Origin of the sequence: Mesorhizobium abyssinicae (assembly GCF_049887195.1) — a bacterium.
In the GTDB taxonomy this organism is placed as follows: Bacteria; Pseudomonadota; Alphaproteobacteria; order Rhizobiales; family Rhizobiaceae; genus Mesorhizobium; species Mesorhizobium abyssinicae.
The window spans coordinates 658,549-672,912 of record NZ_JARAKC010000002.1 but is presented as its reverse complement, the minus strand read 5'-3'; the positions used below and the strand labels follow the sequence as shown (position 1 = coordinate 672,912).

Annotated in this window: 14 protein-coding genes; 12 read left to right on the top strand and 2 right to left on the bottom strand. The window is 65.9% G+C overall.

Translation table 11 applies throughout. From position 1 onward, the window contains the following. Window positions 1-51 precede the first annotated feature (51 nt). The 9 genes from PU724_RS07750 (at window position 52) to PU724_RS07710 (ending at window position 10,326) form a co-directional block, all read left to right on the top strand. Window positions 52-972 (top strand): carbohydrate ABC transporter permease, encoded by a 921-nt coding sequence (locus PU724_RS07750; RefSeq protein WP_126056079.1) that lies wholly within the window; start codon window positions 52-54, stop codon window positions 970-972. A gap of 9 nt (window positions 973-981) precedes the next feature. Continuing rightward, complete coding sequence (locus PU724_RS07745; protein WP_127284685.1) at window positions 982-1,839, top strand: carbohydrate ABC transporter permease; 858 nt, start codon at window positions 982-984, stop codon at window positions 1,837-1,839. A gap of 5 nt (window positions 1,840-1,844) precedes the next feature. Further along, window positions 1,845-2,963: an ABC transporter ATP-binding protein gene (locus tag PU724_RS07740; protein WP_354421161.1), complete on the top strand. Its 1,119-nt coding sequence runs from the start codon at window positions 1,845-1,847 to the stop codon at window positions 2,961-2,963. After that, window positions 2,960-4,084, top strand: a complete 1,125-nt coding sequence (locus PU724_RS07735; RefSeq protein WP_354421159.1) for an ABC transporter ATP-binding protein — start codon at window positions 2,960-2,962, stop codon at window positions 4,082-4,084. The genes PU724_RS07740 and PU724_RS07735 overlap by 4 nt, the downstream gene beginning before the upstream one ends. Continuing rightward, window positions 4,084-5,637: an FGGY-family carbohydrate kinase gene (locus tag PU724_RS07730; protein ID WP_128273586.1), complete on the top strand. Its 1,554-nt coding sequence runs from the start codon at window positions 4,084-4,086 to the stop codon at window positions 5,635-5,637. Before PU724_RS07735 ends, PU724_RS07730 begins: the two co-directional genes overlap by 1 nt. A gap of 10 nt (window positions 5,638-5,647) precedes the next feature. Next, entirely contained in the window at window positions 5,648-6,688 is a 1,041-nt protein-coding gene (locus tag PU724_RS07725; RefSeq protein ID WP_135909028.1) for a 2-hydroxyacid dehydrogenase, read from the top strand. 31 nt (window positions 6,689-6,719) lie between these two features. Next, window positions 6,720-8,237: a glycerol-3-phosphate dehydrogenase gene (locus tag PU724_RS07720; protein WP_354421156.1), complete on the top strand. Its 1,518-nt coding sequence runs from the start codon at window positions 6,720-6,722 to the stop codon at window positions 8,235-8,237. Next, window positions 8,237-9,310, top strand: coding sequence for a class II aldolase/adducin family protein (locus PU724_RS07715; protein WP_354421154.1), 1,074 nt, complete (start codon window positions 8,237-8,239; stop codon window positions 9,308-9,310). The genes PU724_RS07720 and PU724_RS07715 overlap by 1 nt, the downstream gene beginning before the upstream one ends. 80 nt (window positions 9,311-9,390) lie before the next feature. After that, window positions 9,391-10,326 (top strand): sugar phosphate isomerase/epimerase family protein, encoded by a 936-nt coding sequence (locus tag PU724_RS07710; protein ID WP_354421152.1) that lies wholly within the window; start codon window positions 9,391-9,393, stop codon window positions 10,324-10,326. Window positions 10,327-10,377: 51 nt separating this feature from the next. Here the strand turns inward: PU724_RS07710 and fba are convergent, their stop codons facing one another. After that, window positions 10,378-11,442, bottom strand: a complete 1,065-nt coding sequence (gene fba, locus PU724_RS07705) for a class II fructose-bisphosphate aldolase (protein WP_127310708.1) — start codon at window positions 11,440-11,442, stop codon at window positions 10,378-10,380. 267 nt (window positions 11,443-11,709) lie between these two features. On the opposite strand from fba, the gene PU724_RS07700 reads away from it, so the two are divergent. From PU724_RS07700 to derI, 3 genes are read left to right on the top strand one after another with little or no spacing between them, the layout of a single operon-like run. Continuing rightward, window positions 11,710-12,480: a DeoR/GlpR family DNA-binding transcription regulator gene (locus tag PU724_RS07700; protein ID WP_354421150.1), complete on the top strand. Its 771-nt coding sequence runs from the start codon at window positions 11,710-11,712 to the stop codon at window positions 12,478-12,480. 13 nt (window positions 12,481-12,493) lie between these two features. Then, window positions 12,494-13,252 (top strand): triose-phosphate isomerase, encoded by a 759-nt coding sequence (locus PU724_RS07695; RefSeq protein WP_354421148.1) that lies wholly within the window; start codon window positions 12,494-12,496, stop codon window positions 13,250-13,252. 28 nt (window positions 13,253-13,280) lie between these two features. Next, complete coding sequence (derI, locus tag PU724_RS07690; RefSeq protein ID WP_127310711.1) at window positions 13,281-13,721, top strand: D-erythrulose-4-phosphate isomerase; 441 nt, start codon at window positions 13,281-13,283, stop codon at window positions 13,719-13,721. On the opposite strand, the gene dhaL is transcribed toward derI, so the two are convergent. Continuing rightward, on the bottom strand, window positions 13,718-14,356 hold the full coding sequence (gene dhaL, locus PU724_RS07685) for a dihydroxyacetone kinase subunit DhaL (RefSeq protein WP_354421147.1): 639 nt from the start codon (window positions 14,354-14,356) through the stop codon (window positions 13,718-13,720). The genes derI and dhaL overlap by 4 nt on opposite strands. Window positions 14,357-14,364: the final 8 nt, after the last annotated feature.

The window sequence follows — 14,364 nt, the reverse complement described above, 5'->3', positions numbered from 1 at the left end:
CTCCCTTGGGCGGCCGGCAGGGCGGAGCAACCGGGATAACGGAAGAGCGCGATGACCGCGGCGACGACAGTCCACAGACCCTCCGGCTTCAGGATCAGCAAGCGGGTTCTGCCCTATCTCCTCAGCCTGCCGGCGCTCCTGGTCTGCATCGGCATCCTGATCCCGTTCCTGACCTCGGTGGTCTATTCCTTCCAGCGCTACCGGCTGAGCCAGCCATGGGCCAGGCAGTTCAACTGGGGCGACAACTACATTTCCTTCTTCACCGACCCGAAGTTCTGGAACACGCTCGAGGTGTCGCTGCTCTATGCCGGCATCACCGTGGTGCTCGAACTGCTGCTCGGCCTCGGCATCGCCATGCTCCTGCAGAAGCGCTCGACGCTGAACAACTTCATCTCGATCATGCTGTTGATGCCGCTGATGACGGCGCCGGCGCTCGCCGCCTTGATGTGGAAGCTGATGACCAATCCCGGCTTCGGCGTGCTGAGCTATCTTGCCAGCCTCATCGGCCTGCAGGACTTCCGCTGGGCGTCCTCGCCGTCGACCGCGCTGCTCACCGTCGTGCTGGTCGACATCTGGGTCTACACGCCCTTCATCATGATCCTGCTGCTTGCCGGTCTGCGCAGCCTGCCGACGCAACCCTTCGAGGCGGCCGCGCTCGATGGCGTGCCGAGGAGCTTCGTCTTCTTCCGCATCACCTTACCGATGCTGACGCCCTATATCCTGACCGCGACGCTGTTTCGCCTGCTCGATTCCATCCAGCAGTTCGACATCATCTACGCGATGACCCAGGGAGGGCCCGGCGACACGCTGACCGTGTTCCAGGTCGAGGCCTATCTCAACTTCTTCCAGTCGACCAATGTCGGGCGCTCGGCGGCGCTGATGATCATCCTGTGGGCGATCACCTATTTCCTCTCCAACATCTTCATCAAGAACTGGCTCCGGCTGCGCGAACGCGCCCGCGGCCAGGCATAGGAGGCAGGGATGGAACACACCTCGCTTCTCGAACGCATCCTGCGCGGCGCAGCGCTCACGCTGGTGGTGATCTTCTTCATGTTCCCGATCGCCTGGATCTTCATGATGTCGTTCCAGACCAACGAGACCATCCTGCGCATCCCGCCGCAGCTGATCTTCGAGCCGACGCTCGCCAACTACACGGCGCTGATCACCGGCAAGCTGGTGACGGCGGCCGGCACGCTCGACATCGCCTTCATGCGCAACCTGTGGAACTCGGTGTTCCTGTCGGTGACCTCGGTTGCGGTTTCGCTGCTGCTCGGCGTGCCCGCCGCCTATGCCTTCGCTCGCCACAAGTTCCGCGGCTCGGAGGACATCGCCTTCACGCTCTTGTCGTTCCGCTTCGCGCCGGCGCTGCTGGTGCTGCTGCCGCTCACCCTCTATTTCCAGAAGCTTGGCCTCGCCAACACCTATATCGGCCTGATCTGGGTCTACCAGCTGATCTGCCTGCCGCTGATCCTGTGGATCGTGCGCGGCTATTTCGAGGACATCCCCGCCGACATCGAATACGCCTACCGCATCGGCGGCCATTCCTGGTTCGCCACCTTCCGCAAGATCGCGCTGCCGCTTGCCGGGCCGGGCATCGCCGCCGCCGGCCTGCTCGCCTTCATCTTCGCCTGGAACAATTTCGTCTTCGCGCTGGTGCTCGCCTCCGCCGACAAGCAGCCGGTGACGGTCGGCGCGCTCGCCTTCATCACCTCGTCCGGCATTCAGTATGGCCAGATCTCGGCCGCGATCGTGCTGTCGATCACGCCGACGCTGGCGCTGGCGCTGTACGCGCAGCGCTATCTCGTCGAAGGCCTGTCGCTCGGCGCCGTGAAAGGGTAGTTCCGATGGCCAGCCTCGAACTCAAAAATGTCGTCAAGCGCTACAAGAGCCAGACGGTCCTCGACAATCTGTCGCTGAGCGTCGCCGACGGCGAAACGCTGGTGCTGTTCGGCCCGTCCGGCGCCGGCAAGACGGTGCTGCTGCGCATGGTTGCCGGCGTCATCGATCCCGACGAGGGCAAGATCCTGATCGGCGGCGAGGACATGACCGATGTCGACGCCGAGTTCCGCGGCGTCGGCATGGCGTTCCAGAACTTCGCGCTGTTCCCGCATATGAGCGCCTTCGACAACATCGCGACGCCGCTGGAGGCCAGGCACTCCTCGCAAGGCGCGATCAAGGCCGGCGTCGAGAGCGTCGCCAAGCTGCTCAAGATCGACCATGTGCTGAGCCACAAGCCGCGCGCGCTCTCCAACGGCCAGAAGCAGCGCACCGCCCTTGCCCGCGCCCTGGTCGGTTCGCCGCCGATTCTCCTGCTCGACGATCCCTTGCGCAACGTCGATGCCAAACTGCGCTTCGAGATGCGGCTCGAACTGCCGCGCCTTCTGCACGATCGGGGTGCTACCGTCGTCTACGTCACCCAGGACTACAAGGAGGCGATGGCGCTCGGCAACCGCATCGCGGTGATGTCGCAAGGCGTCATCCGCCAGCTCGGCACGCCCGAGCAGATCTATCGCGAGCCGGCCAATGTCGAGATCGCCAGGCTGTTCGGCGACCCGACCATCAATTTGCTCGACGTCAAGCCGGCGCGCGACGCCAAGGGCATCTATGTCGGCCTGTCGAACGTGCAGGTCCATCTCGCAGGCGCCTATGAGGCGGCGGTCGGGCGCGACTGCGTCATCGGCCTGCGGCCCGAGGCGCTGAGTTTCGTCGGCGAGGCCACGCCCGGCGCCGTTCCTGTGACCGTCGAGGCCGAGACGCCGCTCAACGAAAAGATCGTCACCTTGGTGCGCACCGTGCGCGGCCGTGAAATCCTGGTTTCGCGCCCGGCTGGAACGCCGGGCCAGACCGAGGGCAAGGCGCATATCGCCGTCGACGGCAAAAGCGCGCTGCTGTTCGATCATGCGAGCGGCGAGCGCATCGGCGCCAACAAGGTCGTCACTTTGCGCAGCGGAGAAGCGGCATGAGCGCCAGCGCCCTTACCATTTCCGGCGTCGACAAGTTCTACGGCCCGATCGACCGCGGCGTGCATGCGGTGAAGCAGCTGACGATGGAGATCGCCAGGGGCGAGATCGTGGCGCTGCTCGGCTCGTCGGGCTGCGGCAAGACCTCGACGCTGCGCATGATCGCCGGCTTCGAGGAGGTTTCGCGTGGCGAGATCGCCGTCGCCGGCCGCAAGGTGCACACGCTGGCGCCGGTCAAGCGCAACGTGGCGATGGCCTTCGAGGGCTATTCGCTCTATCCGCCGCTCACGGTGCGCGAGAACATGGCCTTCGCGCTCAAGGCGGCGCGGCTCTCGAAGACCGACGTCGACGCCAAGGTCGCCAGCATCGCCAAGCTGCTCGAGATCGAGGACATCCTCGAGCGCTATCCGAGCTCGATCTCCGGCGGCCAGCAGCAGCGCGCCAGCCTCGGCCGCGCCTTGATCCGCGAGGCGGACCTGCATCTGCTCGACGAGCCGATGGGGCAGCTCGAGCCGCAATTGCGCGCCGTGCTGCGTGGCCGCATCAAGCACTTCATCAAGGAGCGCGGCCTGACCGCGATCCTCGTCACCCACGATCAGACCGAGGCCAACGCGCTCGCCGACCGCATCGCGGTGATGGAAGGCGGCGTGCTGCAGCAGTTCGACACGCCCGACATGATCAAGCGGCGGCCGGCGAACCTGTTCACCGGCACCTTCGTCGGCGAGCCGCCGATGAATGTCTTCGAAGCCTTTGTCGGCACGACTGCCGGCAAGATCAGCCTGAAGCTCCCCGACGGACTCTCGCTCGACTACGACAAGGATGCTTTCAGCGGCCCGGTGCGCGACCAGCTGCTCGCCCGCGAGCGTGTCGTCATCGGCGTCAGACCCTACGCGGTGCGCCGCTCGAAGGACGGCGTGCCGGCCACCGTCTCGGCCAATCAATGGCTCGGCGACCAGACCCACATCGCCGCCGATTTTGCCGGCGGATCGCTGGTGCTGGTCGAGCACGACCGCACCCGCCTCGAGCTCGGGGCGCCGATCAACGTCAGCATCGATCCGAAGAACCTGCACGTCTTCGACCAGGCCGACGGCAAGGCGATTTCGCACGGGATGGAGCTTGCCTGATGCGGGATGTGCTGATCGGCATCGACGCCGGCACGTCTGTCATCAAGTCCGTCGCCTTCGACAGGGCGGGCCGGCAGATCGCGGCCACTGCGCTGGTGAACCGCTACGAGACGCTGCCGGGCGGTGGCGCCGAGCAGGACCTGGCGCGCACCTGGGCCGATACGGCGACCACCTTGCGCCAGTTGGCCGACAAGGTGCCGGACCTCGCCAACAGGGTGATCGCCATCGCCGTGACCGGACAGGGCGACGGCACCTGGCTGATCGACAAGGCCGGCGAGCCGGTGGCCAAGGGCTGGTTGTGGCTCGACGCGCGCGCCGCCAACATCGTCGAGGAGATCCGCGCCCGGCCGGAGGATCGGCTGCGCTTCGAAAAGACCGGCAGCGGGCTTGCCGCCTGCCAGCAGGGATCGCAGTTCGTCTTCATGAAGCGAAACATGCCGGCAATGCTCGAGAGAGCCGCAACGGCGTTCCACTGCAAGGATTGGCTCTATTTCAAGCTGACCGGCGCGCGCGCCACCGACCCTTCGGAAGGGACCTTCACCTTCGGCGATTTCCGCACCCGCGACTACAGCGACGAGGTGCTCGACGTGCTCGGCGTCGCCGACCTCAGGCACCTTCTGCCGCCGATCGTCGACGGCACCAGGCACAGCGCCGGCCTGTCAAAGGCCGCGGCCGACGCGACCGGGCTCACCGCCGGCACGCCGGTCGTGCTGACCTATGTCGACGTGGTCTGTACGGCGCTCGGCGCCGGCCTGTTCGACCGCAAGCACAAGCCCGGCTGCACCATCATCGGCTCCACCGGCATGCATATGCGACTTGCCGAGACACCGGACGAGGTGCAGCTCAACGAGGCGAAGACCGGCTACACCATGACCATGCCGGCGCCAGGCGTCTTCGCCCAACTGCAGTCGAACATGGCGGCGACGCTCAACATCGACTGGGTGCTCGGCCTCGCTTCCGGCATCCTCGCCTCGCAAGGCATTTCGCGCTCGAACGGCGAGATGATCGCGCTGGTTGACGGTTGGATTTCGTCGTCCAAGCCGGCCTCGCTGATCTACCAGCCCTATGTGTCCGAGGCCGGCGAGCGCGGCCCGTTCGTCGATGCCAATGCGAGGGCCGGCTTCGTCGGCATCTCCTCCCGCCACGGCTATGCCGACATGGTGCGCGCCGTCTTCGAAGGGCTCGCCTTCGCTTCGCGCGATTGCTACGCCGCTATGGGCCCGCTGCCGCGGGAAATCCGCCTTACCGGCGGCGCGGCGCGCAGCCCGGCGCTGCGCAAGATCCTTGGCGCCGCCGTCGGCGCCTCCACCCGCACCAGCGAACGCGAGGAGGCGGGTGCCGCCGGTGCCGCCATGATCGCAGCGGTCTGCGTCGGCCTCTACCGGTCAATGGACGATTGCGTCGCCGAATGGGTCACCCCCCTGCTTGGCGAGGCCGAGCCGAGCGACCCGGAACTCGCCGCCATCTACGACAGGATGGCGCCATCCTACACATTGGCGCACGAGGCGCTGCGTCCGGTCTGGCGGTCGATGGCCGCGACTAAGGCAGATTGAGAAGTCGAGCATGCACAGGAAAATTGCGATCATCGGCGACCGTTTCATGCTTCCGGAGGTCTTTCGGACTGAGATCGAGAAGGCCTGCGGCAACAGCCTCGACATCCGCACGCTGGAAACCGCGTGGCCCGACGAGCCGATGGAGTTCGGCAACACCGCGCTCGGCCTCGACAAGGTCAAGGAGTATTTCGGCCATCCGGACGAGGTGGTCGATTTTGTCGGCGATGCCGAGATCCTGGTCACCCAGCTCGCTCCGCTCTCGGATGGAATGATGCGGCGCCTTCCGGCGCTGAAACTGGTCGCTGTGTCGCGCGGCGGACCGATCAACATCGACATGGCCGCCGCCAAGGCTCACGACATCCGCGTCGTCAACGTTCCAGGCCGCAATGCGAGCGCGGTGGCCGAATTCACCATCGGCGCCATCCTCGCCGAGACGCGGCTGATCCGCGTCGGCCACGAGGCCTTGCGCAAGGGCGAATGGCGCGGCGATCTCTATCGCGCCGACCGCACCGGCCGCGAGCTCAGCGAGATGACCGTCGGTGTCGTCGGCTACGGCAATATCGGCACCAAAGTGGTGCGCCTGCTGCGTGCCTTCGGCTGCCGCGTCCTGGTCTGCGATCCCTACGTGCAGCTGAGCGCGGACGACCGCAATGCCGGCGTCGAGCTGGTCGCGCTCGACGAACTCCTGTCGCGCTCCGACGTGGTCACCCTGCATTCCCGGGTCACAGCGGAAACCCGCGGCCTGATCAACAAGGACACCATCGCCGGCATGAAGCCCGGCGTGATCTTCATCAACACCGCGCGCGGGCCGCTGGTCGACTATGACGCGCTTTACGAGGCGCTGGTCTCCAGCCATATCGCCAGCGCCATGCTGGAAACCTTCGCGATCGAGCCTGTGCCTTCGGACTGGCCGCTGCTGCAGTTGCCGAATGTGACGCTGACCCCGCACATCGCCGGCGCGTCGGTGCGCACCGTCACTTACGCAGCAGAGCAGGCGGCCGAGGAAGTGCGCCGCTACATCGCCGGCCTGCCGCCGGTCAATCCGTGCTGACCGCCATGAAGCGTTGTGAGGGTTCGGCGAGATGAGCGGCGACGGCGACATTGTCGACCTTTTCGTCATCGGCGGCGGCGTCAACGGCGCCGGCATCGCGCGCGACGCCGCCGGCCGTGGCCTGTCCGTCATCCTGTGCGAGAAGGACGATCTCGCCGAAGGCACCAGCTCGCGTTCGGGCAAGCTGGTTCATGGCGGCCTGCGCTATCTCGAATATTACGAGTTCCGCCTGGTGCGCGAGGCGTTGATCGAGCGCGAGGTGCTCCTGGAATCCGCGCCCCACATCATCTGGCCGATGCGCTTCGTGCTGCCGCACAGCCCCGATGATCGCCCGGCCTGGCTGGTGCGCATCGGCCTCTTCCTCTACGATCATCTCGGCGGCCGCAAGCGGTTGCCGCCCACCCGTACGCTGAACTTGCGCACGGCGCCGGAGGGCGCGCCGATCAAGGACGCTTTCAGACGCGGCTTCGAATATTCCGACTGCTGGGTCGACGATGCCCGCCTCGTCGTCATCAACGCGCTGGACGCGGCGGAGCGCGGGGCGAAGGTTTTCACCCGCACCGCTTGCACCGCCGCCCGCCGCGACAAAGGCCTTTGGTCGGTCGAGATGCGCGACGGCAGGACCGGCGTGAGGACCGCGGTGCGGGCGCGCGCGCTGATCAACGCCGCCGGTCCCTGGGTCAACGATGTCGTCAACCGCGTCGCCGGGCAGAACTCCAAGCGCAATGTCCGCCTGGTCAAGGGCAGCCACATCGTCGTGCCGAAATTCTGGGAAGGGCGGCAGGCTTATCTCGTCCAGAACAACGACAAGCGCGTCATCTTCATCAATCCCTATCAGAACGACCTGGCGCTGATCGGCACCACCGACATTCCCTATGAAGGGCGGCCGGAAGACGTGGCGGCGGAGGAGAGCGAGATCGACTACCTGATCAAGGTCGTCAATCGCTACTTCAAGCGCGGGCTGACGCGCGGCGACGTCGTCTATTCCTTCTCCGGCGTCAGGCCGCTCTACGACGACAATGCCGACAATCCGAGCGCGGTGACCCGCGACTACATCTTCGAGCTCGATGCGCCGGCAGATCAAGCGCCGCTGCTCTCCGTCTTCGGAGGCAAGATCACCACCTTCCGCAAGCTCGCCGAGCACGCGCTCGATCGCATCCAGCCGTTCTTTCCGAAGATGGGCAAGGCGTGGACGTCCGGTGCGCATCTGCCGGGCGGCGACATCGCAAATGCCGATTTCGAGCAGTTCCTCGGCGATCTCGGCCGCGACTACCCCTGGATGCCGGCGTCGCTGCTCAAGCACTATGGCCGGCTCTACGGCACGCGCACGCGTTCACTCGTCGGCAATGCCGGATCGCTCGACCAGCTCGGGCGGCGCTTCGGCAAGGATTTCTTCGAGCGCGAGGCGAGCTACCTGTTCGAGCATGAATGGGCGTCGACCGCTGCCGACATACTTGACCGTCGCACCAAGCACGGCCTGCATCTCTCGGCCGCCGAGAGAGGGGCCTTCGAGGACTGGTGCGCCAACCGATTGGCAAAGGCCGGCTGATGGCAGCTCGCATTGATCACGATGCCGCCGAATTGCAGGCGTTGCGTGTCCTGTCGGCCAGTGTTGGCGCCGATCCTCTGCTGGTCCAGGGCGCCGGTGGCAACACCTCGCTCAAGCAAGCCGGTGTGCTGTGGATCAAGGCGTCCGGCACCTGGCTGATGAATGCGGCGACAGCCGACATCATGGTGCCGGTGGCGCTGGCGCCCTTGCTCGATGCCGTCGCGCGCAAGGACCCGGCGGCCGAGAAGGCCGCCGCGTTCACGCTTGCCGAGCTCAACCCGCACCAGTTGCGGCCGTCCATCGAGACGACGGTGCATGCATTGCTGCCGCAAAAGGTCGTCGTCCATGTCCACTGCGTCGAGACCATCGCCATCGCCGTGCAGACCAATGCCGAGGCCGTGCTGGAGGAGCGCCTGCGCGGCCTCGACTGGGCCTACGTGCCCTATCGCCGCCCGGGCCTGCCGCTGGCGCAGGGCATTGCCGAACGGCTGAAGCCGCGCACCGACGTCCTCGTCCTCGGCAATCATGGGCTGGTCGTGGCCGCCGACACCGTCGCCGAAGCAAACCTGCTGCTGCGGCGCGTTACCGGCCTGCTTGCCCGCGCGCCGCGCAAAGCGCCGGCGCCCGACCTCGACGCGCTGCTCAGGCTCGCCATGGGCAGCGATTACCGCCTTCCGGTCGCGGTCGAGGCCCATGCCGCCGCCACCGATCTCGCCAGTTGCCGGATCGCCGCATCGGGCAGCCTTTACCCGGACCACGTCATCTTCCTCGGCATCGGCTCGGTGATCGCCGGTCCGAACGAGAATGCCGCTGCCGTGGTGGCGCGGATAACGGCCGCCGGGCAGCCGGCGCCGGCCTCCATCCTCTTCCCCGGCAAGGGCATATTGATGCGCCGGGATGCCAATGCCGGCGCCGAGGCGATGGCACGCAGCCTCGCCGATGTCGCCATCCGCGTCGATCCGACGGCGCGCGTCAACTATCTCAGCATCGAGGAGAATGCCGAGCTCCTGAACTGGGACGCCGAGAAATACCGCCAGGAGCTCAACCGGCGCGCCGGTAGCGTGCTGCAATGATTGCGCTTCATGCCGGCAGTTCGGGTGCGTGCGCCATCGGTCGTCACGCTGTCGGGCAGGCCTGAACAGGAGACTGGAATTTGGCCTTCACACTCTCCCTCAACACCAATCCGCTGGTCAACCGCTTTGCCGATCCGGACGACCTGATCGACGCCATCGCCTATGACATCGGCATAAGGGACGTCCAGCTCACACATGAATTCGTCAATCCCGGCTGGCCGGCGGCGACGATCGCCAAGTTCGTCCGGCTGTTCAAGGCAGCACTTGGCCGCACCGGCGTGCGCATCACGTCCGGCATGACCGGCCCCTATGGTCGGCTCAACCATTTCGGCCATCCCGATGCCGACGTGCGCCGCTACTATGTCGACTGGTTCAAGACCTTCGCCGCCATCTCGGCCGAGCTCGGCGCCAGCGGCATCGGCACGCAATTCGCGATCTTCACCCACAGGGACTACGACGATCCCGAGCGCCGCGCCCGGCTGCTCGACATCGCGATGGAATGCTGGCGCGAGGTCGCCGATCATGCCAAGGCGGCTGGCCTCACCTACCTGTTCTGGGAGCCGATGTCGGTCGGCCGTGAATTCGGCCATACCATCGACAGTTGCCGCGCGCTGCACCGGGAGATCGAGGCTGCCGGCCTGGCCATCCCGCTGCAGATGATGGTCGACATCGACCATGGCGATGTCACCTCCAGCAACCCCGCCGACATCGACCCCTACGCCTGGGCAGAGGCCTTCCCGAAAGAGTCGCCGATCATCCACATCAAGCAGTCGTCGATGAACAAGGGTGGCCACTGGCCCTTCACCGCCGCCTACAACAGGGATGGCCGCATTACTCCGGAGAAATTCCTGGAGACGGTGCGGCGCGGCGGCGGCACCGACAACGAGATCTGCCTGGAGCTGTCATTCCGCGAGCGCGAGCCGGTCGATCACCAAGTCGTCGCCATGATCCGTGAATCGGTCGACTACTGGGCGCCGTTCATCGACGCCGGCAGGGCTCATCTGCGGGCAAAATAAAGGGCGGGGCCGCTGCGGCTCCCGCCCTTTGAACTTTCGGTCAGATAGACCTCAGCCGAACTTCGGATCGAGGCTGCCCGCCTTGTAGCGCTTGGCCATGTCCGACAGCGGGATCGGCTTGATCTTCGGCGCGTTGCCGGCGGTGCCGAACTGCTCGAAGCGTTCCTTGCAGAGCTTCTTCATCGCGGCCATTGCCGGCGTCAGGTACTTGCGCGGGTCGAACTCGCTCGGGTTCTCGGTCAGCACCTTGCGGATGGCGCCGGTCAGCGCCATGCGGTTGTCGGTGTCGATGTTGATCTTGCGCACGCCGTGCTTGATGCCGCGCTGGATCTCCTCGACCGGAACGCCCCAGGTTGGCTTCATCTGGCCACCGTACTTGTTGATGATCTCCTGCAGATCCTCTGGCACCGACGACGAGCCGTGCATGACCAGGTGCATGTTCGGCAGGCGACGGTGGATCTCCTCGATCACGTTCATCGCCAGCACCGCGCCGTCCGGCTTGCGCGAGAATTTGTAGGCGCCGTGGCTGGTGCCCATGGCAACCGCCAGCGCGTCGACATGCGTGTCCTTGACGAACTCCACCGCCTGTTCCGGATCGGTCAGAAGCTGGTCGTGGCTGATCGCGCCCTCGACGCCGTGGCCGTCTTCCTGCTCGCCGCCGCCGCTTTCCAGCGAGCCGAGCACGCCGATCTCGCCTTCGACCGAGACGCCACCCCAATGCGCCATGTCGACGACGCGGCGCGTGATGCCTGAATTGTAGGCGTAGTCGGCCGGCGACTTGCCGTCTTCCTTCAGCGAGCCGTCCATCATCACCGAGGTGAAGCCGTACTGGATCGCGGTGACGCAGGTGGCTTCGTTGTTGCCGTGGTCGAGATGCATGCAGACCGGGATGTCGGGGTGGATTTCGACCAGCGCGTCGATCAGCTTGGCAAGCACCACGTCATTGGCGTAGGCGCGCGCGCCGCGGCTGGCCTGCAGGATGACCGGCGACTTGGTCTCCTCGGCCGCCTCCATGATGGCGAGGCCCTGTTCCATGTTGTTCATGTTGAAGGCCGGCACGCCATAGCCGTGTTCGGCGGCATGGTCGAGCAATTGTCTCAGTGTGATGCGAGCCACCCAATAGTCTCCCGTAACTGGTTTCGAATTCGGTTGCTGGCTGTTCGACCGTCGTCCAGCCCGCCGATGCTTCTGGCCGGAATCCCGGCGGACCGCAACCGTCCGGCGCGTCGCAGGGAGCAATTCTTGTTACAGGTCGGCAATCTCCGGCAAAGGAAAATCCCACGTCATTGTCACATTATCACAGATATTGTGATATAAATGCGACGTCCGTTGTTATATATGGAAGAGCGAGCAAAGCGCCCGGACGCTCGGAGGAACCGCGGAATGAAGACCGACAGCCGCCGGCAAGGCGTCATGGATTTCCTGATGGAGGCGGGCACCGCCTCCGTCGAGGATCTCGCCGCGCGCTTCGGCGTCTCGAAGATGACCGTTCATCGCGACCTCGACGAGCTGGAGGAGAGCGGCTTCCTGCGCAAGGTGCGAGGCGGCGCCTCGATCCAGCCGAGCGGCCTGTTCGAGAGCGATTTCCGCTACCGGCAAAAGCAGGCGGTCGGTGAGAAGCAGCGCCTTGCCGCCGTCGCCGTCGCCATGATCGAGCCGGGGCAGACGGTGATCATCGACGACGGCTCGACGGCGGGCGGCATTGCCGGGCACCTCGCCGATCTTCGCCCGCTGACCGTGATCTCCAACAATCTGGCCGTCATCCAGGATCTCGCCGGTGTTGGCGGCATCACGCTGATCGCGCTTGGCGGCCAGTACAGCAAGAAGTTCCACGGCTTCTTCGGCCTGCTCGCCGAGGAGAGGCTGAAATCGCTGCGCGCCGACGTCGCCTTCCTCTCGTCCTCGGCCATCCACGGCAGCTCGGCCTTCCACCAGGACCAAGAGGTGGTGCAGACCAAGCGCCTGATGATGGCGGCGGCGGGGCGCAAATATCTGCTGGTCGATCACGGCAAGTTCGGCCGCACGGCGCTGCATTTTCTCACCGACCTCAAGGCGTTCGACGCGGTCTTCACCGGCAGTGAACTCGGCCAGCCCGTGCGTGACGAGCTGGAAGCCACAGGGGTTTCACTGACGGTTGTCGACGGCAAGGAATAGGGGAGCGGTACGCGTGGTCTACTGGGTCGGTACAAGCTGGAAGATGAACAAGACGCTCGCCGAGGCGCTCGCTTTCGCCAGAGCGCTGGCCGGCTTCGCGCCGGGGTTCGACCAGCGCATCCAGCCCTTCGTCATTCCGCCCTTCACGGCGGTGCGCGAGGTCAAGCAGGCGCTAGCCCCGACGCGCATCAAGGTTGGCGCCCAGAACATGCACTGGGCCGATGCCGGCGCCTGGACCGGTGAGATCTCGCCGCTGATGCTTGGGGATTGCGGCCTCGACCTGGTCGAGCTCGGCCACAGCGAACGGCGCGAGCATTTCGGCGAGACCGACCACACGGTCGGCCTCAAGACGGCGGCGGCGGCCAAGCACGGCCTGATCCCGCTGATCTGCGTCGGCGAAACGCTGGCCGAGCGCGAGAGCGGCAAGGCCGATGCGGTGCTGACCGCGCAGGTCGAGGGCGCGTTGCAATTCCTCGATGGCGAGGCGAGGGGCGCAAAGATCCTGTTCGCCTATGAGCCGGTCTGGGCGATCGGCGACAAGGGCATTCCGGCCAGCTCCGACTATGCCGACAGGCAGCAGGCGCTGATCAAGACGGTTGCCGGCGGCCTGCTGCCTGCCGTGCCGCCGGTGCTCTATGGCGGCAGCGTCAACCCCGGCAATGCCGCCGAGCTGATGGGCCAGCCAAACATCGACGGCCTCTTCATCGGCCGCTCCGCCTGGCAGGCGGAGGGCTACATCGACATCCTCCAGCGCGCCTCAGCCGCGATCTGACATCATCCGACCAGGAAAGGACACGACCATGAGAATAGCCATCGGAGCCGACAGCGCCGGCAAGCCGTTGCTCGACGTCATCGCCGCCCACCTCGCCACCAAATCCGGCCTCACCGTCAGCGACCTCAGCCAGGCCGGCTTCTATGCCGACCTGTCGCAGAAACTCGCCCAGACCATCGTCGACGGCGAGAACGATCGCGGCATCCTGTTCTGCGGCACCGGCATCGGCGTCTCGATCTCGGCCAACAAGGTGCCGGGCATCCGCGCCGCACTCACCCACGACACCTATTCGGCCGAGCGCGCGGCGAAATCCAACAACGCCCAGATCATCACCATGGGCGCCCGCGTCATCGGTCCGGAACTAGCCAAGGCGATCGTCGACACCTGGCTCGCCTCCGAATTCGACGAACAGGGCCCGTCGGCCGGCAATGTTCAGGCGATCAACCGTTTGGATGCAGCAAAGGCCTAATTGAGACTGCTTCGCATCGCGCCGATGACGGTGACGGCCGAGGCAGCACCCGGGTCGATATGGCCGAGCGAACGCTCGCCAAGCCGCGAGGATCGGCCCTTGGCCGCGATCATGTCCTTGGTCGCTTCGGCGCCGCGTTCGGCGGCGGTCAGCGCGGCCTGCAGGCTCTCGGCCAGGCTCTTGCCGGCGGCATGCGCGGCGGCGGCCGCCTCGGCCGCCGGCTGCCAGGCGTCGATCATCGTCTTTTCGCCGATTTCGGCCTTGCCGCGATCCTTGATGCCTTGCGCCATCGCCTGGACCATGGCGATCACATCGTCTGCCGCCAGCGTCGCCTTGCCTTTGACGGCGGCGGCGGCGCGCATCAAGGCGGTCGCGTAAAGAGGTCCCGACGAGGCGCCGACGGCGTTGAGAAAGGATCTCGCCGCAGTGTTGAGCAGCGCCGTCGGCTCGATCGCCACAAGGTCGAGCGCGGCGAGCGCATCGCGCGCGGCATTGAAGCCGAGCGCCATGGCGATGCCGTGGTCGGCGTCGCCGATGACGCCGTCGAGCTGGCAAAGCCTGTCCTTGTCGGCCTCGATCGCCGCGGCGATGGCGTCGAACATTCTCTTCAGCTCTGCCGTTCCGATGGCGGTCATGGACAGTC

Coding starts and splice junctions, on each gene's coding strand:
- derI (WP_127310711.1), top strand. CDS start 13,281: ATGAGAATAGCCATCGGAGCCGACAGCGCCGGCAAGCCGTTGCTCGAC.
- PU724_RS07700 (WP_354421150.1), top strand. CDS start 11,710: ATGAAGACCGACAGCCGCCGGCAAGGCGTCATGGATTTCCTGATGGAG.
- PU724_RS07725 (WP_135909028.1), top strand. CDS start 5,648: ATGCACAGGAAAATTGCGATCATCGGCGACCGTTTCATGCTTCCGGAG.
- dhaL (WP_354421147.1), bottom strand. CDS start 14,356: ATGACCGCCATCGGAACGGCAGAGCTGAAGAGAATGTTCGACGCCATC.
- PU724_RS07750 (WP_126056079.1), top strand. CDS start 52: ATGACCGCGGCGACGACAGTCCACAGACCCTCCGGCTTCAGGATCAGC.
- PU724_RS07715 (WP_354421154.1), top strand. CDS start 8,237: ATGGCAGCTCGCATTGATCACGATGCCGCCGAATTGCAGGCGTTGCGT.
- PU724_RS07735 (WP_354421159.1), top strand. CDS start 2,960: ATGAGCGCCAGCGCCCTTACCATTTCCGGCGTCGACAAGTTCTACGGC.
- PU724_RS07720 (WP_354421156.1), top strand. CDS start 6,720: ATGAGCGGCGACGGCGACATTGTCGACCTTTTCGTCATCGGCGGCGGC.
- PU724_RS07730 (WP_128273586.1), top strand. CDS start 4,084: ATGCGGGATGTGCTGATCGGCATCGACGCCGGCACGTCTGTCATCAAG.
- PU724_RS07740 (WP_354421161.1), top strand. CDS start 1,845: ATGGCCAGCCTCGAACTCAAAAATGTCGTCAAGCGCTACAAGAGCCAG.
- PU724_RS07745 (WP_127284685.1), top strand. CDS start 982: ATGGAACACACCTCGCTTCTCGAACGCATCCTGCGCGGCGCAGCGCTC.